The organism is Rhodococcus sp. IEGM 1370 (assembly GCF_033142325.1).
In the GTDB taxonomy this organism is placed as follows: Bacteria; Actinomycetota; Actinomycetes; order Mycobacteriales; family Mycobacteriaceae; genus Rhodococcoides.
Window position 1 is genome coordinate 49,216 of record NZ_JAWLRY010000011.1, and the last position, 19,697, is coordinate 68,912.

20 protein-coding genes are annotated in these 19,697 nt (G+C 65.4%); 10 read left to right on the forward strand and 10 right to left on the reverse strand.

Annotated features, from left to right (window positions below; genetic code table 11):
• Positions 1 to 60 precede the first annotated feature (60 nt).
• On the reverse strand, positions 61 to 1,632 hold the full coding sequence (locus R4P47_RS15085; RefSeq protein WP_149404959.1) for a PucR family transcriptional regulator: 1,572 nt from the start codon (positions 1,630 to 1,632) through the stop codon (positions 61 to 63).
• Positions 1,633 to 1,731: 99 nt separating this feature from the next.
• Here R4P47_RS15085 and pruA point away from each other — a divergent pair, with 99 nt between their 5' ends.
• The 3 genes from pruA (at position 1,732) to R4P47_RS15100 (ending at position 4,711) form a co-directional block, all read left to right on the forward strand.
• Positions 1,732 to 3,381 carry an L-glutamate gamma-semialdehyde dehydrogenase gene (pruA, locus tag R4P47_RS15090; protein WP_149404958.1) on the forward strand — a complete coding sequence of 550 codons (1,650 nt, stop codon included), beginning with the start codon at positions 1,732 to 1,734 and terminating at the stop codon, positions 3,379 to 3,381.
• Positions 3,378 to 4,322, forward strand: coding sequence for a proline dehydrogenase family protein (locus tag R4P47_RS15095; RefSeq protein WP_149404957.1), 945 nt, complete (start codon positions 3,378 to 3,380; stop codon positions 4,320 to 4,322). Before pruA ends, R4P47_RS15095 begins: the two co-directional genes overlap by 4 nt.
• Positions 4,323 to 4,522: 200 nt before the next feature.
• A complete protein-coding gene (locus tag R4P47_RS15100; RefSeq protein ID WP_094639319.1) occupies positions 4,523 to 4,711 on the forward strand; it encodes a hypothetical protein in 189 nt (62 codons plus the stop codon).
• 172 nt (positions 4,712 to 4,883) lie between these two features.
• Here the strand turns inward: R4P47_RS15100 and R4P47_RS15105 are convergent, their stop codons facing one another.
• Positions 4,884 to 5,222 (reverse strand): STAS domain-containing protein, encoded by a 339-nt coding sequence (locus R4P47_RS15105; RefSeq protein ID WP_231893846.1) that lies wholly within the window; start codon positions 5,220 to 5,222, stop codon positions 4,884 to 4,886.
• Positions 5,223 to 5,502: 280 nt separating this feature from the next.
• Complete coding sequence (locus R4P47_RS15110) at positions 5,503 to 5,982, reverse strand: MarR family winged helix-turn-helix transcriptional regulator (protein WP_149404956.1); 480 nt, start codon at positions 5,980 to 5,982, stop codon at positions 5,503 to 5,505.
• Between the two features lie 207 nt (positions 5,983 to 6,189).
• Here R4P47_RS15110 and R4P47_RS15115 point away from each other — a divergent pair, with 207 nt between their 5' ends.
• Together R4P47_RS15115 and R4P47_RS15120 are read left to right on the forward strand one after the other, a co-directional pair.
• Positions 6,190 to 8,223: an MMPL family transporter gene (locus tag R4P47_RS15115; protein WP_188078586.1), complete on the forward strand. Its 2,034-nt coding sequence runs from the start codon at positions 6,190 to 6,192 to the stop codon at positions 8,221 to 8,223.
• Positions 8,220 to 8,849, forward strand: a complete 630-nt coding sequence (locus R4P47_RS15120) for a lipocalin family protein (protein WP_149404955.1) — start codon at positions 8,220 to 8,222, stop codon at positions 8,847 to 8,849. The genes R4P47_RS15115 and R4P47_RS15120 overlap by 4 nt, the downstream gene beginning before the upstream one ends.
• Before the next feature lie 67 nt (positions 8,850 to 8,916).
• On the opposite strand, the gene R4P47_RS15125 is transcribed toward R4P47_RS15120, so the two are convergent.
• Together R4P47_RS15125 and R4P47_RS15130 are read right to left on the reverse strand one after the other, a co-directional pair.
• Positions 8,917 to 9,501 carry an FKBP-type peptidyl-prolyl cis-trans isomerase gene (locus R4P47_RS15125; RefSeq protein ID WP_149405575.1) on the reverse strand — a complete coding sequence of 195 codons (585 nt, stop codon included), beginning with the start codon at positions 9,499 to 9,501 and terminating at the stop codon, positions 8,917 to 8,919.
• A 59-nt stretch (positions 9,502 to 9,560) separates the two neighbouring features.
• Complete coding sequence (locus R4P47_RS15130) at positions 9,561 to 10,415, reverse strand: SDR family oxidoreductase (RefSeq protein WP_149404954.1); 855 nt, start codon at positions 10,413 to 10,415, stop codon at positions 9,561 to 9,563.
• Positions 10,416 to 10,528: 113 nt separating this feature from the next.
• Here R4P47_RS15130 and R4P47_RS15135 point away from each other — a divergent pair, with 113 nt between their 5' ends.
• Positions 10,529 to 10,903, forward strand: coding sequence for a winged helix-turn-helix transcriptional regulator (locus R4P47_RS15135; protein ID WP_149404953.1), 375 nt, complete (start codon positions 10,529 to 10,531; stop codon positions 10,901 to 10,903).
• A 10-nt stretch (positions 10,904 to 10,913) separates the two neighbouring features.
• Here R4P47_RS15135 and R4P47_RS15140 read toward each other — a convergent pair whose 3' ends face one another.
• Positions 10,914 to 11,264 (reverse strand): VOC family protein, encoded by a 351-nt coding sequence (locus R4P47_RS15140; protein WP_149404952.1) that lies wholly within the window; start codon positions 11,262 to 11,264, stop codon positions 10,914 to 10,916.
• Between the two features lie 208 nt (positions 11,265 to 11,472).
• Between R4P47_RS15140 and R4P47_RS15145 the strand changes: the two genes are divergently transcribed.
• Positions 11,473 to 11,952 carry a DUF6764 family protein gene (locus R4P47_RS15145; RefSeq protein ID WP_068055767.1) on the forward strand — a complete coding sequence of 160 codons (480 nt, stop codon included), beginning with the start codon at positions 11,473 to 11,475 and terminating at the stop codon, positions 11,950 to 11,952.
• Positions 11,953 to 12,275: 323 nt separating this feature from the next.
• Here the strand turns inward: R4P47_RS15145 and R4P47_RS15150 are convergent, their stop codons facing one another.
• The 3 genes from R4P47_RS15150 to R4P47_RS15160 form a co-directional block, all read right to left on the reverse strand.
• A complete protein-coding gene (locus R4P47_RS15150; protein ID WP_068055764.1) occupies positions 12,276 to 13,295 on the reverse strand; it encodes a hemolysin family protein in 1,020 nt (339 codons plus the stop codon).
• Positions 13,292 to 14,695: a hemolysin family protein gene (locus tag R4P47_RS15155; RefSeq protein WP_149404951.1), complete on the reverse strand. Its 1,404-nt coding sequence runs from the start codon at positions 14,693 to 14,695 to the stop codon at positions 13,292 to 13,294. Before R4P47_RS15155 ends, R4P47_RS15150 begins: the two co-directional genes overlap by 4 nt.
• 136 nt (positions 14,696 to 14,831) lie before the next feature.
• On the reverse strand, positions 14,832 to 15,224 hold the full coding sequence (locus R4P47_RS15160) for a universal stress protein (RefSeq protein ID WP_262498235.1): 393 nt from the start codon (positions 15,222 to 15,224) through the stop codon (positions 14,832 to 14,834).
• Positions 15,225 to 15,346: 122 nt separating this feature from the next.
• On the opposite strand from R4P47_RS15160, the gene R4P47_RS15165 reads away from it, so the two are divergent.
• Genes R4P47_RS15165 through R4P47_RS15175 form a run of 3 tightly spaced genes read left to right on the forward strand, consistent with a single transcriptional unit; the run spans position 15,347 to position 18,391 of the window.
• On the forward strand, positions 15,347 to 16,336 hold the full coding sequence (locus tag R4P47_RS15165; protein ID WP_149404950.1) for a Bug family tripartite tricarboxylate transporter substrate binding protein: 990 nt from the start codon (positions 15,347 to 15,349) through the stop codon (positions 16,334 to 16,336).
• A complete protein-coding gene (locus R4P47_RS15170) occupies positions 16,333 to 16,869 on the forward strand; it encodes a tripartite tricarboxylate transporter TctB family protein (protein ID WP_094639255.1) in 537 nt (178 codons plus the stop codon). Before R4P47_RS15165 ends, R4P47_RS15170 begins: the two co-directional genes overlap by 4 nt.
• Positions 16,870 to 16,885: 16 nt before the next feature.
• Entirely contained in the window at positions 16,886 to 18,391 is a 1,506-nt protein-coding gene (locus R4P47_RS15175; protein WP_149404949.1) for a tripartite tricarboxylate transporter permease, read from the forward strand.
• Between the two features lie 104 nt (positions 18,392 to 18,495).
• Here the strand turns inward: R4P47_RS15175 and R4P47_RS15180 are convergent, their stop codons facing one another.
• Positions 18,496 to 19,569: an alkene reductase gene (locus tag R4P47_RS15180; protein ID WP_149404948.1), complete on the reverse strand. Its 1,074-nt coding sequence runs from the start codon at positions 19,567 to 19,569 to the stop codon at positions 18,496 to 18,498.
• Positions 19,570 to 19,697: the final 128 nt, after the last annotated feature.

The following is a 19,697-nucleotide window of genomic DNA, read 5'->3' on the forward strand; positions in this document are numbered from 1 at the left end:
GTTTTCGCTCACTTGGGTCGTTCCGCGGGCTCCACTCCTGCTCACGTGCGGCGAAGCCGCTCACAGACGCAGTTGGATCTCGACGAGTAGTCGTGCGTCGGAATCGGTGAGATCGAGGTCAAGGATCTGCTCGACGCGGCGAATGCGGTAGCGCAAGGTGTTCGGGTGAATGTGCAATCGCTCGGCGGCAGCCCGAACGTCGCCGAAGCACGCCAGGTACGTCTCGAGACTCTCGCGCATTCTGGAGTCGTTGGTGGCGTCGTATCGATCGAGGGCGGCGATGCGCGGGTCTCGCAGCTGTTCGTGATTGGTGATCAGTTCCAGGATTTCACCCAGCAACACCGAGGTTCTCGACTCCTCCAGCGTGGTGACCCGCACCTCGCCGGTGGTGCCGTCGAGAACTCGGTCGACCTCGAATCTGGCCACGGCCACGCCCTCGAGGTCGGCGATCGGGGCTGCGACCGCAGCGCGCAACGCCAGCGAGGTACGCGTCTCGATGCGTCCGACGGCGTCGGCGGTCCACCCCGAAATCCCCGTGCCCGACGCAACCACGGGAAACAGTGCGTAGATTCTCTCACCGATGGTGGTGACCAATGAGTCTCGTCGAAAAGCGCTGGCATGCAGTCGAACAGACGGTGCCAGGGCGCTGATCTCGAAGTCTCCGCAGGCCGCGAATCCGACGACAGCCGCGGAACCCGAGGTGGGTATCGACAGCGCAGACGCCAGCGACGGGACGTCGACTCCGCCGCCCCTGGCCCCGAGCAGGCGCTGAATCTGCAGGGCCTCGTTGGTCGGGGCGTTCGCGATGCGGGTGATCAGTCGGGCCGCGACAGCGGAGGCACCGCGCAGTACCGCGTCGGCGTCGGCGGCGAGCGGGAGGGAACCCTGCTGCACCCAGATCGTCCCGAGAGTCGTGGGGCTGCCGGTCATGCGACGAATCCCGACTGCGAGGCGTCGACGAATCTCCAGTTCGGTATCGGCCGGCACGTCGATCACGTCGTCGGTGCGGCGGAGTCGATCGAACACGCCACGCTCGTGCAGTCTGCGCAGATAGTCGGCCGGTCCTTCGCGTCCGAGAATCGACAGGGTGCGCAGCTCGTCGGCCGCGTCGTCGGATGCCGAGTAGGCCAACACGTGTGAGCGCTCGTCCTCGATGCTCACCATGCCCTTCGTCAGCGACGCCACCGTCTGCGCGAGTTCGTAGAGGTCGGTGTCGGCTCCGAACAGTCCGTCGTCGGGGCTCTGGGCTCGGGCCTGATCGAGAACTCCGCGCATCATCGACAGCAACAGCTCCCACCGTGTCTGCTGGTGCACCGCGACCAAGGCGATGCCGGTCTCCCTGGCACCGTGGGACAGCGCGGTCGAGGCGGCGACTTTGGTCAGCACCGCGAGCGGTCGGTCTGCGACCGAGCGCAACGCGAGATCGTCGAACCACCGGATCACATCGGCCTCGGTCACGCCCACCAGCAGCGTCAGATCGGAGGATGTTCCCGGAGGTAGCCGCAGGTCGTCGGAATCGAGCAGCGCGACGGACTCGACGGCCATGTCCGTTCCGACGGGCGCGAGGACGAGTTCGACGACGGCGCTGTGCAGCGAGGTCAGCATCGAACGCAGCGACACCGTATTGGCCATGAGGACAAGTAGATCATGAATTCTTTGGCCGATGAGCTGATTGAACGCGGTGCGGATCGGACTTCAATGAGCAGCACACACCGAAGCCGAGGAGCAGCCATGGACGCCGTCACATCCGTCCCCACCCCCACCAACGAGCCGGTCAACACCTACGCCCCGGGTAGTCCGGAACGCACCCGCTTGCGCAGCCGCCTGACCGAACTGCGTTCCTCCACCGTCGAGATCCATCAGGTCATCGGCGGAGTTCATCGACAGGCCGACGGCCCACGCGAGAACGTCGTCGAACCGCACAAGCACTCGTCGGTCATCGGCAGTTTCGCCGGAGCCGGCCACCAGGATGTGCGCGACGCCATCGACGCCGCGACGGCAGCCGCGCCGATGTGGCGCGATCTTCCCTTCGACGAGCGCGCCGCGGTGTTCCTGCGGGCCGCCGATCTGCTGTCCGGCCCGTGGCGCGAAAGAATCGCTGCTGCAACGATGCTCGGTCAGTCCAAGTCGGCCTACCAGGCGGAGATCGACGCACCCTGCGAGCTCATCGACTTCTGGCGGTTCAACGTCACGTTCGCCCGGCAGATTCTCGCCGAGCAGCCGATATCGGCACCGGGAGTGTGGAATCGCGTCGAATACCGTCCGCTCGAGGGCTTCGTCTACGCCATCACTCCGTTCAACTTCACCGCCATCGCAGGCAACCTGCCCACCGCGCCTGCGTTGATGGGCAACACCGTGCTGTGGAAGCCCTCGCCCACCCAGGCCGTGGCCGCATATCTCACGCTGCAGCTCTTAGAAGCCGCCGGTCTGCCGCCGGGTGTGATCAACCTCGTTCTCGGCGACGGGCCGATGGTGTCCGAAGTCGCCCTTGCCGATCCACGGCTGGCCGGCATCCACTTCACCGGATCCACCGCGACATTCCAGACGCTGTGGCGTCAGGTGGGCAACAACATCTCGAACTACCACTCCTACCCACGGCTCGTCGGCGAGACCGGCGGCAAGGACTTCATCGTCGCCCACAGCTCCGCCGATCCGGATGTGCTGACCACGGCCATGATTCGCGGCGCGTTCGACTTCCAGGGACAGAAGTGCTCGGCAGCATCGCGGGCGTTCGTACCGAAATCGCTGTGGGCTTCGATGGGCGATTCGTTCGTCGAGCAGGTCTCGGCGCTGAAGTACGGTGACGTGACCGACCTCTCCAACTACGGCGGCGCCGTCATCGATCGAAAGGCGTTCGACCGCAATGCAGCTGCCCTCGACCGAGCGAAGTCCGTCCCCGGCTTGACCATTGCTGCAGGCGGAACCTGTGACGACTCGGAGGGCTACTTCGTCTCCCCCACCGTGCTTCTCGGCGACGATCCCACCGACGAGGCCTTCACCACCGAGTACTTCGGCCCCATCCTCGCCGTCCACGTGTACGACGACGCCAGGCCCGACGCCTACGCCGAGATCCTGCGTGTCGTGGACAGTGGCTCGAAGTACGCGTTGACCGGAGCGGTCATCGCCACCGATCGCACGGCCGTCGAACAGGCCCATGCGGCACTGCGATTCGCCGCCGGGAACTTCTACGTCAACGACAAGCCGACCGGCGCGGTGGTGGGACAGCAACCGTTCGGCGGAGCCCGCGCATCGGGCACCAACGACAAGGCGGGTTCACCGCAGAATCTGCTGCGCTGGGCCTCGGCCCGCACCGTGAAGGAAACGTTCGTACCGCCGACCACTCACGGCTACCCGCACCAGGAAGGCGAGGGCACACGATGACCACTCTGCTCAGCAATCCGCTGCGACCGGCGCTGCTGGCGGCGGCGCGTTCGCCGAAACTGCAGGCGACGGTGACGCGGCTGCGCGCCACCCGATCCCTCGTCGACCGCTTTGTCGCGGGTGAATCCGAGCCTGCGGCCGTCAGCGCAGTCGATACCCTGCTGGCGTCGGGCCGGTTCGTCTCGGTGGACTACCTCGGTGAGGACACCACCGACCGCGGCCAGGCGAGAGCAACCGTGGACGCGTATCTGTCACTGATACAACGCTTTTCGACGCGACAGGCCGATGCGACAGCGCTCGAGATATCACTCAAGCTGTCCGCGCTCGGCCAGGGAATCGATCGAACCCTGGCACTGGAGAACGCACGGACCATCTGCGCTGCTGCCACTGCGGCGGGAGTGTGGGTGACGGTGGATGCCGAGGACCACACGACCACCGATTCGACCCTGTCGATCGTCCGCGAACTGCGCGTGGACTTTCCGGATCTGGGCACGGTGCTGCAGGCATATCTGCGACGCACCGAGGCCGACTGCCGGGACCTGTCCGGGCCGAGATCTCGGATCCGCCTGTGCAAAGGTGCGTACAACGAACCGTCGTCGGTGGCGTTTCAGACTGCACGCGAGGTCTCGGACTCGTACCTGAGGTGCCTGCAGGTCTTGATGAACGGTCGCGGCTACCCCATGGTGGCCTCACACGATCCGGAGATGATCGACGCTGCGGAGCAGTTCGCGGCGTCCGCGGGCAGGTCGTCGGAGGAGTTCGAGTTCCAGATGCTGTACGGCATCCGCGATCCCGAGCAGCGCCGACTCGTCGATGCCGGTCGGCACGTTCGCGTGTACGTGCCCTACGGGTCGCAGTGGTACGGCTACTTCATGCGCAGACTGGCCGAGCGTCCGGCGAACCTGATGTTCTTCGCGCGATCGGTGCTCTCGCGCACGTAGCGGGTGCACTCGACAACTCGCTCGCTCACCGCACAAGCGCGCGCGTTTGCCGGCTGCGCGCAGAATCGCGTGGTTTCCGAGGCGATTTCGCGCGCATTCGACGAATGCGCGCGCTTTTGTACACCACCGGAGTCGGCCGCCCTCTCGCCTCGGCGTTCCAGCGTGGATTAGGCCGTGCGACATCGGGGCATCCCGACGTCATGGCAAATTACAGAGTTATCGATCCGCACGGAACCGTCGTCGAGACCAAGGACATCTCCAGTTCGGAGGACGCGCACGCCTGGTTCAAGGACAGCAAGTCGGACAACGAGGAATTGGGATGGCGACTCGAGGTCGAGCACGACGGCGAGTGGGCCTTCTTCAGCGCCTCGGAGGGAACCGAGGACTAGTTCTCCTGGGCTGCAACAACTTCGAACGACCCTGTACATCGGCTGCGCCGTTCTGCAGGGTCGTTCGTTCGGGGACAGGCAACTCGGGGGCAGACGACTCGAGAACGACGAACAGTGGGCAGCCCCGTACTGGAGCTGCCCACCTCTTGTCGCGGCGATGATCGCCGGAGTATTACCGGTCGTTCGAGGGACGAGCCGTCGGAATTGTGGACTCGAGGTCGGCGACCTGGATCAGACGTGAGACCGAGCGTCCTGCGACGATCGACCATGATGCGCCGATGCCGGCCGTGTAGTCACGGACTGCATCGAAAACGGTGAGACCAGCAATGCCGAAGAATTCGACATTGGACAGATCGAGGGTGACATGCCTCTTGCTGGACACGCGGCTGCAGACGAAATCGGAGAACATCGGCGCGCTGCGCATGTCGATGTCGCCGTGGACGGCGACGACGAGTGATCCGTCGGGGCCGTCGTGCGCGGTGAAGATTGCTCCGGTTGCTGCGACGGACACGGACTTCTCCGCGACAGTCACCGGGGTGGTTCGAACTTTGTTGCCTGAAGATTCAACACTCATGGCAGATCCCATCGATCGGTCGAACTGAAGGGGGAAACCGATTGACGCAGCGGGAGCAGAATTTTAGCCTGACCCGGACGCCGACTTCGCTGCGTTTCCCCGTGACCGGCTGTTAGCTCAACCGTGGCCAACCCTACGTTACTCGCACGCTCGGAGTCCAGCATTGGCCAGAACAGGCCACCCACCAGCGGTTCGAACATCGCGCCGGGCGCGGCCCCTACGCGCGACGGCTGTTTCCCAGGTCTGCGTGATGTTCTCGCATAGCGCCGATCAGCGCTTCGAACACCCGATGCGCGGCGGCGAGATCGCCATCGGGGAGGTCCGCCAATGCGGCGCTCGTCCGCTTACCGAGGGGGCCGAAGAATCCGCGAGCGACCTCCATCCCGTGCTCGTCGTACCGCAGAATGACCTTGCGTCGATCGGACGCGTCGGATTCGCGGCGGATGTGCCCGGAGGTGATCATGCGCTCGACGAGGTAGGTCATCGCCGCCGAGGACAGCCCCAGCATGGTGCCCAGTTCCCCCGCCGTCAGCGGCGCACCCTCGACATCGGCGACCATGACGTGCAACAGAGCCCGAAAGTCGTTGGGCCGCAGGCTGTGTTGAGCACCGAACACTTGGCCGATCTGTTCGGAGACCGACGACAGCGCTCGTAGATCCGCGGAAATCGCGGATTCGAGGCGGTTTCGGTCGGCCATGTCGGTGGTAACTCCTTCGCTGCGGTCACCGTCAGACTACTGCCCGCAAGAGATTCAGTTGCTTAATATCTAAGTAAATGAGATTGTTTCTTCGTGGACAGCACTCGTACCGAGAACAAGACCGTCTGGGACCGCGTCGCGGTCGCGGCCACCGGGCGTAGATCCGGGGCGCTGGCGGCAGCGATCTTCATCCTCGCCGTGGCCGTGATGGGGTTGGTCGGCAGCAACGATTCCGCCGACCAATCGCCGAACTCGTTGCCGACGTCGGCCGAGTCCTACCAGGTCGACGAGCTTCTCTCCGAATTCCCGGATTCCGACTCCGCACCGGTGATCCTGGTTCTGAGCCGGGCCGACGGCGGCGACCTGACAGCCGCCGACATCGAGGGCGCAGCTGCCGCACAGAGCAGGCTGCTCGCAGTCGATCGCTCGGTGCCGGACGAGCCCGGCCCGCCCCCGATCGTCGCTCCCGACGGCAAAGCTGCGATCGCGCTGGTCCAGGTCGATTCCGAGTTGTCGGGCTTCACGCTCAACGAACTGATCACCGAACTGCGATCCGCTGCGAGTGACGGCCTCTCTCCCGATCTGATTGCCCAGGTCACCGGCGGACCCGCTTTCGGTGCCGACATCGCGAACTCGTTCTCCGGTGCCAACTTCACGCTTCTGGCCGTCACCGCCCTCGTGGTGGCCGTCCTCCTCATCGTCACCTACCGATCACCCATCCTGTGGTTGGTGCCGTTGGCCGTCATCGGTTTCGCCGACCGATTCGCCACCACCGTCGGCACCGTGCTGGCCCAGGCCACCGGGCTCTCCTTCGACGGTTCGACCTCGGGAATCACCAGTGTGCTGGTGTTCGGCGCAGGCACGAACTACGCCCTGCTGCTCATCTCTCGATACCGCGAGGAACTGCGTCGCGAGTCCGATCATCGCCTCGCCCTGCACCGCGCCGTTCGCCAGGCCGGGCCCGCCATCCTCGCCAGCAACGCAACCGTCGTACTGGCCCTGCTGACCTTGCTCCTCGCGATGCTGCCGAGCACCCGCAGCCTCGGGGCGCTGGCCGCGGCCGGTCTCGTGGTCGCAGCAGTGTTCGTCCTGTTCGTACTGCCGCCTCTACTGAAACTGTGCGGCCCGAAGCTGTTCTGGCCCTTCGTTCCCAAGGAATCGGACCGTGACACCACCACGGAGGGCGTCTGGCACTCGATCGCCGCGGGAGTCGCCCGACGCCCCGTGGCCACCGCCTCGATCACGATCGTCGCACTGCTGGCCTGCTGCGCCGCACTGTTCGGGACTCAGATCGGACTCTCGCAAACCGAGCAGTTCCGTGTCACCGCCGAGTCCGTCGAAGGCTTCGACACTCTCTCCCAGCACTTCCCGGCCGGATCGGCCGACCCTATGACGGTCCTCGCTCCCACCGCCGACATCGACGCAGTCATCAGCACCGCCGAGGGCATCGACGGAGTCGTCTCGGTCGATCGCGTCGCGGATTCCGACACCGGACTCACCCGCCTCTCGGTCGTCACCGATGCGGCTCCCGCATCCGACGAGTCGTTCGCCGTCGTCGAGGACCTCCGCGCCGCACTCACCGGCGTGGACGGAGCAGCGCCCGAGGGTCGTTCCGCAGGCTCCACTCCTGTGGTAGGCGGCAGCGACGCCAAGGCACTCGACACCACCGACGCAGCGGCCCGCGATCGCCTCGTGGTGATTCCCGCGATTCTCGCGGTCGTGCTCGCCGTGCTCCTGGTTCTGTTGCGCGCCCTGGTCGCGCCCCTGATCCTGGTCGCGACAACGGTATTGAGCGCAGTGGCCGCTATCGGGATCGGCAGCTGGGTGAGCCTGCACGTCTTCGGATTCCCCGCCCTCGACGACAACACTCCGCTGTTCGCGTTCCTGTTCCTGGTCGCGCTCGGCGTGGACTACACCATCTTCCTCGTCACTCGCACCCGGGAGGAGACGCCCCGGCACGGCACCAGATCTGCCATCGTGCGGGCGGTTTCGGCCACCGGAGGTGTCATCACGAGCGCGGGAATCGTTCTGGCAGCCGTGTTCTGCGTGCTCGGCGTCCTGCCGCTGATCACCCTGACCCAACTCGGAATCATCGTCGGACTGGGTATTCTGCTCGATACCTTCGTGGTACGCACCGTCGTGATTCCCGCCCTGTTCACCCTCATCGGCCCGGGGATCTGGTGGCCGAACAGGATCGACTCGAACAAGAACACATCCGCAACCCAAGGAGCGAACACATGAAGATCCGCAACGCATTCGGCCGCACCGCACTCGTCGGTGCCCTGGCCGCAGGCGCACTGCTGACCGCGGCCCCCGCTCAGGCGCAGCCGGTCGGACCGCTGGGATCGGTCGGACTCGAGCCGCTGGCTCCGATCCCGTCACTCGATGTCGAGCGCTACCTGGGCACCTGGAACCAGGTCGCCGCGGTGCCGCAGCCCTTCAACCTGATCTGCGCCCGCGACACCCAGGCGAACTACCAGATGATCGACGACGCCAACATCCGCGTCGAGAACACCTGCACCACCTGGACGGGCCAGGAAAACCGCATCGTCGGCAACGCACGAGTCAACGACACCGTCACCAATGCCCAACTGCACGTGAGCTTCCCGGGCGTTCCCACGCAGGAGAGCCAGGAGGGACCGACCAACTACATCGTCGCCTACATCGCCGACGACTACTCGTGGGCGTTCGTCGGAAGCCCAACCCGCACGTCCGGATTCGTGCTCAAGCGCACGCCCGACGTCAGCGTCGAGCAGTTCCGCGAGATCCGCGGCGTCGTCGAATCGCTGGGTTACGACTCGAACTTCATCACCACGACGCCCACCCCGGGCGGCGCGACGACGATTCAGCAGCTCTCGACGGTGTAATGCCTGCGGCAGTGGCGTGGTTGAGCGCCCCCTGGGGCACTCAACCGCACCACTGCGCGGAGCGCACTCAGCTCGCGCTGAGGATCGAGATCGCGAATATCAAGCTGTCGCCCGGCTCGATTCCTGCCGCCGGATTGCCGCTGGCGTAGCCGTCGGCCGAGGTGACCGCAACGGCGACGGTCGAGCCGACGGTCTGTCCGGCGATGGCCTTCTGAAAGCCTGCGACAACTCCGTCGAGCGGGAATTCGACCGGCGCGCCCCGCTCGAAGCTGCTGTCGAACGTTTCCCCTGTGCGTCCGTTGACGCCCATGTAGCAGACGGACACCTCGGCGTCGGCTGCGACGACCGGTCCATCCCCAGCCATCAGCGTTTCGACCTGTGTCTCGCCGACGGCGAACGGTGCGTCGACGGTGACCGCGGGCGCGGCCGTGTCGGTGGATCCGACGACGGCCATGCTGCCGGAGTCCCCGTCCAGCGTCCATTCCGGAATGGCTGCCGCGTCGGGTGCTTCCGTGGGGCAGGTGCTCGAGGCGGCTGGGGCACCGGCGTCCGACGACGCGGAGGACGCGGAAGGTGCCGGGGACGAGGTGTCCTCGTCCGAGCTGCACGCGCCCGTCAGCAGGACGAGCGAGACGGAGGCGGCCAGGAACATGGTGCGGGTGTAGGAGTGATTCACCGCGCCCACGCTACAAGTACCGCCCCCGATGTCCGTCACACTGCGGCGCGGAGTACTTCTGCGACCGGGGTGGACGCTCGACCGATCAGGGCCTGCAGGTCTCCGGAATCGGTGTCGAGCTCGCCGCGGGCAATCCCGGCATCCGCGCTGGCCAGCATGGTTGCCACGAAGTCGGGCAGTCCTGCGCCCTGGAGAATCGCGGCGTATTCAGACTCCGAGACGTCCTTGTAGGCGATCGGCTTGCCGGAGAGTTCGCCGATGACGGCCGCAAGCTCGGCGTAGGTGAGGCGTTCGTCGCCGCCGAGCTCGTAGATCTTTCCGCCTTGATCGTCGAGCGTCAGCACGGCAGCGGCCGCGGCGGCGAAGTCGACGCGAGACGCGGCGGCGAGCTTGCCGTTGCCTGCCGCGCCGAGGAGCACTCCGCTCTCTACGGTCTGGGCGAGCGAACCGAGGTAGTTCTCCCAGTACCAGCCGTTGCGCAGGAACACCGCGGGGATGCCGGACGCGGCGAGGCGCTCCTCGGTGGCCTTGTGCTCGGGCGCGAGGCTTACTCCCGAAGTGTCTGCGGCCAGCAGGCTGGTGTAGGCGATCAGGCCCACTCCGGCGGCCTCCGCTGCCTCGATCACGTTGGTGTGCTGCGCAATTCGCTGACCCACCTCCGAGCCCGAGACGAGCAGAAGCTTGTCGACGCCGGCGAGAGCCGCCGTCATCGCGGTGGAATCGGAGTAGTCGGCGACCCGAACCACGACACCGCGTTCGGCCAGCGGAGCGGCCTTGTCCGCGTTTCGGACGACCGCCACGATGTCGGCGGGTTCGACACCACGCTCGATGAGTGCGTCGACGACGAGTCCGCCGAGATTGCCCGTTGCTCCTGTTACCGCTGTGGTCATGATCGAACTCCTGGAGTCGAGGTGTCGAGTACCCCTTCACTATGCACTTACTTTTCGTGCAGTGCAACCCTTCTAGTTATTACTGACTCTTTGATATGCGCTAGCATGGCGATATGTCCGAGCCCGCAGAATCTCTCGAAGCGTCCGTCTTCGCGCGTGACTGTGCGTCGAGGCAGACATTGCAGAACGCCACCAGCAGGTGGGGCGTGCTCGCCCTCGCCGCCCTCACCGAGGGCGACTATCGATTCAACGCGTTGCGCCGACGCGTCGACGGCGTCAGCGAACGCATGCTCTCGCAGACCCTCCAGACCCTCGAGCGGGACGGTCTCGTGGTTCGCACCGTCCTCGAGACCATTCCACCGAAGGTGGAGTACAGCCTCACCCCGCTGGGACGCGACGTCGGTGCCCGATTGGCCGATCTCATCGAACTGATCGAGGGCAACATGCCTGCCGTCCTCGAGTCACGCGCCGAACACGACGCCCGCTGATCGGCCGGGCTCAGGCGGGAGGCGTCACCAGGCACCACTCGTTGCCCTCGGGATCGAGCAGCACCTGGAAGGTTCCCGCCGCGTCGGAGTGTCGGTCGCCGAGCACCCTCGCACCCAGGGCGACGGCCGACCCGACGGCACGGTCGATATCCGATACGGCGACGTCGAGGTGGAGCCGATTCTTACCCGCTTTGCTCTCCGGGACTCGCTGAAATGCCAGCCGAGTGAACCCGGGGACGTCGACGAAGTGCCAGGCGGCGTCACGCACCATCGGCTTTCCGCCGAGTATCGCGGCCCAGAATTGCGCCAGCGATGCCGGGTCCGTGCAGTCGAAAACGACCTCGTCGATGCGTCCGATCACGGTCCGATCCTAGAGGCCGCGAACACCCACCAGCGCGTTATTTCAGCGTGATACTACCGAGACGTTTCCGTGATGATGCCGAACCCGTGCCGCGTTCGGACCCGTCTAGACTCGACTCCAGGGCGTGCGGGTCCTGCGCAACATCGGCCCGACGACCGACACGCTCGGCACACCGGTGCCGACGCACTGATCTGGGGAGGCATTCACCATGTTCCACACCAAGAGGATTGTCGGCGGGGCGGCAGCATTCGGATTCGCGTGTGCATTCGCGGCACTGGTACCCGGCACCGCATCCGCAGCACCGGTCGCCTGCACCACCGCACCCGGAGGGGCCGATGTCGCTGCGCTCGTCGGAGGATCGCAGTGCGACAGCTCCGCCGACGTCGCGAGTGCGGCGGCCGGCCTCGGCCTCGAGGGCTGGGGTTCGGCCGAGGCGATGAACAACGCAGCCGCCCTTGCACTGGGACTGAACGGTGGAACTGCAGTGAGCAACGGCAGTTTCGGTGGCGCGCCTGCAGCGATCGCCTTCGGCCCCGGTGCCGTCGCACAGAACACCGCAGCCGGTCTCGGGCTCTCCATCGCGGTGGCAGCACCGGGCTCCACCATCACCCTCACCCCGAACGGCGCGGTGTGCAACGGTGCCGGAATCGCGGGCAGCTTCACCACCCTGCAGGGCTGCATCGGCTGACGTGCGCCACGGGGGTGCGAGTGGGCGATATGGATGTCACCGAAGGCTGTGTGATCTACAGTCTCAGTGACCGGCAGTCTCGGTCACCCACAATCTCGGAACGCGAGTCGGAAACGGCACGCTGAACAAGGAGTTCGACGGCAATGATGTCCTACCTGCTCTACGACGTTCTGCTCCCCCAACTCGGCCACGACGTCGCGTCGTACTGGGCACACCTGCTGGTTGTCGCCCCGATCTGAGTTCTTTCGACCCGTCACGACGAAGACATCCCCGCTCGGCCTTCTCGGCCGGGCGGGGATGTCTCGTTCGAAACCGGAATCGAATCAGACCGGCTGGGGCAACAGTCGGGTCAACACATCCGACAGGGTCACGACGCCGACGCTGCGAGCCGGATCGTCCGCCGCCGCCGAACCGTCGACCACCAGTGCCAGGTGATGCCGGGTCTCGCGCATCGACTGCAGGGCAACGTACACCGGCGTCGTCGCCTCGAGCGTGTATGCCGGACGCGTGATCTCGGCGAGGGTCTGCGGAGCGGTCAACGTGTCGCGCACGTGCACCACGCCCTTGACCACGTCCGCGTCGCTGACCAGGATCCGCAGATGTCCCGAGCGACGTGAGGCCTCGCGCACGTCGTCGATCGTCGCTGTGGACGGTACCGACGTGGGCTTGCCGAACTGACGCACCAGGTCACCGACGGTCAACTCCTGCAGTTCCAGCGCACTGGAAATCTGCGCCTGATAGCTGGCATCGAGGGCACCGACGTTCACCGAATGTTCCACCAGCTGCCGAAGGTCGTCCGCGTTCTGGCCCGTACCAACGGTGTCGGCCGGCTCGACGCCGACCCGCCGCAGGCACCAGTTCGCCATGTTGTTCAGTGCCGTCAGCACCGGACGGGTGAGAAACATGAACGCGCGCATAGGGATTGCGAGCATCGTCGCGGACTTCTCCGGATGGGCGATGGCCCAGGACTTCGGAGCCATCTCACCGACCACCAGGTGCAGGAAGGTGACGATGATCAGCGCGAGCACGAAACCGAGGACGTCGGCGAACCAGTACGGCAGGCCGCCGCTCTCGAACAGGGGCGTGAGCCAGTAGTGCACGGCCGGCTTCGTCGTCGCACCGAGACCGAGGGTGCAGACGGTGATGCCGAGCTGGGAGCCGGCGAGCAGAACCGTCAGCTCGGACGAGCTGCGCAGCGCCGCACGAGCGGAACGTGAATTGGGTGCCGCGTCTTCGAGCCGATGCCGCTTGGCGGCCAACAGCGCGAACTCGACGGCCACGAAGAAGGCACTGGCAGCGATGAGGCCGATCGTGACGGCCAGGAAAATCCAGATGTTGCTCATCGGTGCACACTTTCCTTCGACTCGGCCGACTCGTCGTCGTGTTCGGGGTCACGCTCGCCGAGCGTCAGAGTCAGCAGGGACGGGACGTGGCTGTCGATCTCCTCGATCTCGAGGATGACGAAACGAACGGGACTCTCCTCGTCGTTCGCCAGATCGGCGTTGTCCGGTGGTAGGTCCACTTCGATCCGTTCCCCGACATCGGGGAGAGATCCGTTGTGCGCGATGGCGAAACCGGCAATGGTCTCGTAGTCACCCTCGGGCAGATCGATGCCGATGGCACGTTCGACCTCGTCGACGTGCACCTCGCCGGCCATGGTCCAGCTGCCGTCGTCGGCACTGACCGGGCTCGGATCGGACAGGTCGTCGTCGTGCTCGTCGGTGATCTCGCCGACCAGCTCCTCGGCCAGGTCCTCGATCGTGATGACGCCGGTCAGACCGCCGTATTCGTCGATCACACAAGCCAATTGGTTCTTGGTCGAGCGCAACTCGCGCATCGCGTCGGGCAGGGTCTGGATCTCCGGGAGGATCAGCGCGTCACGCGTGAGCTCGGAGATCGGTCTGGAACCCGGCACCGTCGCGGACAGGACGTCCGCGAGATGGACGACGCCGACGATACCGTCGTCCTCGTCGAGCACCGGATACCTCGAGTGCTCCTGCCCCATCAGGGCAGCGACCTCGCTGAGAGTGTCGGTGTCTCGGACCGTCGCCGATCGCGAGCGCGGGATCATCGCGTGTTCGACTGTGCGAGTGGGGAAGTCGAGGATTCGATCGAGCAGCGTCGACAATTCGTCGGGCAGATCGCCGGTCTCGCGGGAATCCGAGACGATGTGCTCGAGGTCGCGCAGGCTCGCCGAGTGCTCCACGTCGTGCACCGGCTCGATCTTGAGAGCCTTGAGCAACAGGTTCGACGACTGGTCGAAGATGGTGATCAACCACCCGAAGAGCTTGAGGTAGATGGTCGTCGACAGCGAAAGCCATCGAGCCACCGGCTCGGGGCGGGCGATGGCGAAATTCTTCGGGAACAGTTCACCGAAGAGCATCTGCACGAACGTCGCGAACGTGATGGCCAGAACGGCACCGAGGCCGACACCGACGGCCGTCGGAACTCCGACGCCGCCCAGTATCGCGCCGAAGGACTGACCGATCAGCGGTTCGGCGACATAGCCGACCAGCAGGCCGGTGACCGTGATGCCCAGCTGCGCGCCGGACAGCATGAAGGACGTGCGCTTGGTGACGGTCAGGGTACGAGCGGCGACGGCGTCACCGGCCTCGGCACGTGCCTTGAGCCGGGACCGGTCGACGGTCATGTACGCGAATTCCTGAGCTACGAAGTAGCCGGTCGCGACGGTGATGAGGAAAACGACGAGCAGGCCGAGCAGAAGAGTGAGCAGAACGCTCATTCGCCGGACACCGCCTCGCACGTAGTAGCTGTGGTGCGGGGGGCCGTGTCCGGCCCGGGTTTATCGCTGTCCATGATTCCTCGAGGTTGTAAGGGTGAAGTTTGTCCGATACTACCGGGTCGAAGTCAGTGTCGGGTCACGGTGCCTTCACGACCAGGACGGGAACCGGGCAGTCCAGCAACACTCGCTGCACGGTGCTGCCCATCAGGAACTTGCCCACCGCGGAGCGACGCTTGGAGCCGATGACGACCAGGCCCGCACCGACGTCTGCGACAAGATCGACCAGCGCGCCGGCCGGGTCGCCGCCGTCGGGCTCGACGCGCACGGTGGTGGCAGTTCCGGGAAGGGTTTTCTCCACCTCGGCCTGCGCTGCCGCGCGGTCCTCTGCCGATACGGAATCGCGGTCCACCACGGACAACACGATCAGCTCGGCCTGACGCAGCTCGGCCTCGGCGGCACCGCGGCGCAACGCTTCCTGCCCCTCCGGTGTGTTGCTCATCGCTACTGCCACTGCGCTCGCTACCGACACGTTCTCTCCCGTTGCTCGTTGCTCGTCTTCACCGAGGATCACCCTCGGGGATTTGTGAACTGGACTAATCAGACAAACTGTATCTAACCTGACGCTGTGACACCCCACACGAAAGGTCTCTGATGGCGATATCGCCCACACTGCTACGAACGGCCGGAGCCTTGGTGGTGGTGGGAGCAGTCACCGTTGCCGGAATCGACGCCGCTCGCAGTGCCAGCGGATCCGACGCCCGAGCCAAATTGACACTGATCGCACCGGCCGCCGCGGGCGGAGGCTGGGATCTGGTCGCCCGCGAATCGCAACAGGCGCTACGTAGCGACGGCATCGTCAACAACGCTCAGGTCGTCAATGTCCCCGGTGCCGGCGGCACTATCGGCCTGAGCCAACTCGACAACCTCAGCGGTCAGCCCACCACCGTCATGATCACCGGAACCGTCATGCTCGGCGGCATCGCGATCAACAACTCCGAGACCACACTGGCCGACACCGTCCCGATCGCCAAGCTCGCCGAGGACTTCGAGGTCTTCGTGGTGCCCAAGGATTCACCCATCCAGAATCTCGAGGACATGATCGAGGCATGGCGGGCCAATCCCGGTGGACTACCGATCGGCGGCGGCTCCCTCGGCGGAATCGACCACATCGTCGCGGGTCAGTTGGCGCAGGAAGCCGACATCGACCCGGCCGCAATCAATTACATCGCCTACTCCGGAGGCGGCGAAGTCCTGACGTCGCTGCTGTCGAACACCGTCGGCGTCGCGGTCAGTGGCTTCAACGACTTCCGCGACCAGATCGAGGCAGGCAACGTACGCGCACTCGCCGTCGCCGCGCCCGAGCCGCTCGAGGGATTCGACGTGGAGACGTTCATCGAACAGGGCTACAACGTCGACCTGGTGAACTGGCGTGGAATCGTTGCGCCCCCGGGGATCTCGGACGAGGACCGGCAGACTCTCGTCGACATCGTCACCGAGATGGTCGAAACCGAGCAGTGGGCCACGGCCGTCGAACGCAACCGTTGGAAGGAATCGGTGCTGACCGGAGACGAATTCGGCGAATTCCTCGAGGTCGAGCAGACACGGATCACCGGAATTCTCGAGGAATTGGGGCTGGTATGACAACGACGACCACAGACACCGACACGGGTACGTCCCGGTCGTTCTGGACCGGCCGCAGCGGCCTGATCGTTCCGGCACTGCTCGTTGCACTGGGAGTGTTCCTGGTCTACGGAACCGTCACGATGGATGTTCCGTCCACCGCCACCTCGCCTGGCCCACAGGTCTTTCCGGCCATCGTCGCCGGCGGTTGCTTCGTCGTCGCCCTGTTGGTCACAATTCAGTTGATGGTCAAGCCCGACGTGATCGACCGCGGGGTCGACGCCGACGGAAAGCCGCACACCGGCACCGTCAGCAACTGGCGAACCCTGTCGATCACCGTCGGATCGGTGGCATTGTTCATCGCCCTGCTCGACCCGCTCGGCTGGGTCCTGGCCGGCGCGCTGCTGTTCTGGGGCGTGTCGGTCGGATTGGGCGGTCGCCGTTACGTGTTCGACGCGGCAGTCGCACTGCTGGTCTCGAGCACGATTCAGATCGCATTCTCCGCTGGCCTCGGGCTGACCCTGCCCGGCGGCGTCCTCGCCCAAATCTTCTGACGGAGCTGAACTTCTGATGGATTCATTGAGCAATCTCATCGACGGATTCGGCACCGCGCTGACTCCGATGAACCTCGTCTGGGTGTTCGTCGGCGCGCTGCTCGGAACCGCCGTGGGCGTCCTGCCCGGTCTCGGCTCCGCCATGGCCGTGGCCCTGCTGCTGCCCGTCACCTTCACCCTGGACCCGACCGCCGCGTTGATCATGTTCGCCGGAGTGTATTTCGGCGGCCTGTTCGGCGATTCCATCTCGGGCATTCTGATGAACACCCCCGGCAACAGCACTGCGATCGCAGGCACGTTCGAGGGCCATCGAATGGCCAAGAACGGCCGCGCCCCACAGGCTTTGGCCACCTCGGCGATCGGCGCGTTCATCGGCGGTATCGTCGCGACCACCCTGGTGGTGTTCTTCGCCCCGACGCTCGCCGCCTTGGCGAGCAACTTCGGTCCCGCCGAATATCTCGCCCTCGCGGTGTTCGCGTTCATCGCCACCTCGGCGGTGGTCTCGGACTCCGCACTCAAGGGCCTGACCGCACTGCTGATCGGCCTCACCCTCGCCGTCATCGGTATCGACGGCCCTTCGGGCGCTTCACGATTCACGTTCGAGGTCCCTGCCCTGTTCGACGGCATCCACATCGTCGTCATCACCGTCGCGATGCTCGCCCTCGGTGAGGTCATCCACATCGCGTCGAAGATCGGTCGACCCGAGGACCGTTCGCTGATCAAGTCGCAGGGACGACCGTGGCTGAGCAAGGCAGAGTTCCGCGATGCGTTGCCGGCATGGATGCGCGGCACGGCATTCGGTGTGCCGTTCGGTGTGATCCCCGCAGGTGGTGCCGAAGTGCCGAGCTTCCTGGCCTACGGCACCGAGCGCAGGCTCGATCGCAAACGCGAGAAGCCGATGTTCGGCAAGGGTGCCATTCGAGGCGTCGCGGGTCCCGAGGCCGCCGGAAACTCCACGGCCGGAACGGCAATGGGAGCATTGCTGGCTCTGGGTCTGCCCACGTCGGCGACGGCCGCGATCATGCTGGCGGCCTTCCAGCAGTACGGCATGCAACCCGGGCCCCTGCTCTTCGAGCGCAGCGGCGACATCGTCTGGGCCCTGCTGGCCAGCCTGTTCGTGGCCATGATCGTGCTGTTGATCCTCAACCTGCCGTTCGCACCACTGTGGGCGCAGCTTTTGAAGATCCCGAAGAACTACCTCTACGCCGGTATTTCGGTGTTCGCAGCCCTTGGCGTCTACGCGTCGAGTGCGTCGATCGTGGACCTGATCTTCATGCTCGGACTCGGCATCGTCGGATTCATGATGCGACGCTACGAAATTCCGCTCGCACCGGTGCTCATCGCGGTGATCCTCGGCCCGCTCGCCGAGGAATCACTGCGACGCGCACTGGCCGTCAGCGAAGGAGATCCGTCGATTCTGATCAGCAGCGGCATCACCATCGTGCTCTACGCACTGATGGTCATCGCTGTGGTGTTCTCGATCGTCAGCAAGATCCGCGCCCGTAAAACCGCAGACTTCTGAGTGCGCTCCGCGCAGTGGTGTGTTCGAGTCCCCTACGGGGCACTCGAACACACCACTGCGCATCGGGTCGTTCCGCAGGCTCCACTCCTGCCGCTAGGCACTCGTCAGTGCTGCAAGGCCGGGTAATCCGTGTAGCCCTCGGCACCATCGGTGTAGAAGGTGCTCGGATCGGGCTCGTTCAACGGCAGATCCTCGCGCCAGCGGTAGGCGAGGTCGGGGTTGGCGATCGCCGGACGGCCGACGACAACTGCGTCGCCGATTCCGTTGTCGAGGAGTGAGAGCGCCTCGTCGCGGGTGGTGATCTCACCGAAGCCACTGTTGACGAGCACCGGGCCGCCGAAGGCCTGTCGCAGATCCTGGACCAGCTCGCCCGACGGATCCTTGTGCAGCACACTGAGGTACGCCAATCCCAGGGGTGCAATTCGATCGACCAATGCGCGGTAGGTTGCGCGCACGTCATCGGCGTCCGTCTCGAGCGCGTCCTGGATGTTGTGCTCGGGTGAAATGCGAATTCCGACCTTGCCCGCTCCGAGAGCGGCGACCACTGCTTCCACGACCTCGGCCACGAAGCGCGCCCGATTCTCCGGCGAGCCGCCGTACGAGTCGTCGCGCTGGTTCGAGGCGGGCGAAAGGAATTCGTGCAACAGATAGCCGTTTGCACCGTGAATCTCGACGCCGTCCATTCCGGCGGCGATCGCGTTCTTCGACGCCTGCACGAACTCGGCGATCACCGAGGGCAGCTCGTCCTCGCGCAGCGCACGCGGGGTGGGGTACGCCTTCTTGCCCTCGTAGGTGTGGGTCTCGCCCTCGATGGCAATTGCACTGGGCCCGACGACCTCGCGGCCACCCGTCGTCGCCTCGTGGGTCACGCGACCGGCGTGCATCACCTGCGCGAAGATCCGTCCGCCGTCGGCGTGCACTGCATCGGCGACGTTGCGCCAGCCCTCGATTTGCTCGTCGGTGACCAGACCGGGCTGACCGGGAAAGCCCTGGCCCGCATGGCTGGGGTACGTACCTTCACTGACGATCAGACCCAGGGATGCACGCTGCTTGTAGTGCTCGACCACCAGCGGGCCCGGTACACCGTCCTGGCCGGAGCGCGTCCGCGTGAGCGGGGCCATCACCAGCCGGTTGTCGAGCTTCAGGTCACCGAGCGCCAACGGGGTAAACAACTTCATGGATCTCTCTCCTCACGAGTGCGTGCACAATCTTTGCCACTGTCCACTCCGAACTCGAAAGATCCACCGAGCTATTCCGCCTCGAGACATTGCTCACGCCGAACGCAGCAGTGGTGCGGATAGGTGCC

Coding starts and splice junctions, on each gene's coding strand:
- R4P47_RS15085 (WP_149404959.1), bottom strand. CDS start 1,632: ATGGCCAATACGGTGTCGCTGCGTTCGATGCTGACCTCGCTGCACAGC.
- pruA (WP_149404958.1), top strand. CDS start 1,732: ATGGACGCCGTCACATCCGTCCCCACCCCCACCAACGAGCCGGTCAAC.
- R4P47_RS15095 (WP_149404957.1), top strand. CDS start 3,378: ATGACCACTCTGCTCAGCAATCCGCTGCGACCGGCGCTGCTGGCGGCG.
- R4P47_RS15100 (WP_094639319.1), top strand. CDS start 4,523: ATGGCAAATTACAGAGTTATCGATCCGCACGGAACCGTCGTCGAGACC.
- R4P47_RS15110 (WP_149404956.1), bottom strand. CDS start 5,982: ATGGCCGACCGAAACCGCCTCGAATCCGCGATTTCCGCGGATCTACGA.
- R4P47_RS15115 (WP_188078586.1), top strand. CDS start 6,190: ATGGGGTTGGTCGGCAGCAACGATTCCGCCGACCAATCGCCGAACTCG.
- R4P47_RS15120 (WP_149404955.1), top strand. CDS start 8,220: ATGAAGATCCGCAACGCATTCGGCCGCACCGCACTCGTCGGTGCCCTG.
- R4P47_RS15125 (WP_149405575.1), bottom strand. CDS start 9,501: ATGTTCCTGGCCGCCTCCGTCTCGCTCGTCCTGCTGACGGGCGCGTGC.
- R4P47_RS15130 (WP_149404954.1), bottom strand. CDS start 10,415: ATGACCACAGCGGTAACAGGAGCAACGGGCAATCTCGGCGGACTCGTC.
- R4P47_RS15135 (WP_149404953.1), top strand. CDS start 10,529: ATGTCCGAGCCCGCAGAATCTCTCGAAGCGTCCGTCTTCGCGCGTGAC.
- R4P47_RS15145 (WP_068055767.1), top strand. CDS start 11,473: ATGTTCCACACCAAGAGGATTGTCGGCGGGGCGGCAGCATTCGGATTC.
- R4P47_RS15150 (WP_068055764.1), bottom strand. CDS start 13,295: ATGAGCAACATCTGGATTTTCCTGGCCGTCACGATCGGCCTCATCGCT.
- R4P47_RS15155 (WP_149404951.1), bottom strand. CDS start 14,695: ATGAGCGTTCTGCTCACTCTTCTGCTCGGCCTGCTCGTCGTTTTCCTC.
- R4P47_RS15165 (WP_149404950.1), top strand. CDS start 15,347: ATGGCGATATCGCCCACACTGCTACGAACGGCCGGAGCCTTGGTGGTG.
- R4P47_RS15170 (WP_094639255.1), top strand. CDS start 16,333: ATGACAACGACGACCACAGACACCGACACGGGTACGTCCCGGTCGTTC.
- R4P47_RS15175 (WP_149404949.1), top strand. CDS start 16,886: ATGGATTCATTGAGCAATCTCATCGACGGATTCGGCACCGCGCTGACT.
- R4P47_RS15180 (WP_149404948.1), bottom strand. CDS start 19,569: ATGAAGTTGTTTACCCCGTTGGCGCTCGGTGACCTGAAGCTCGACAAC.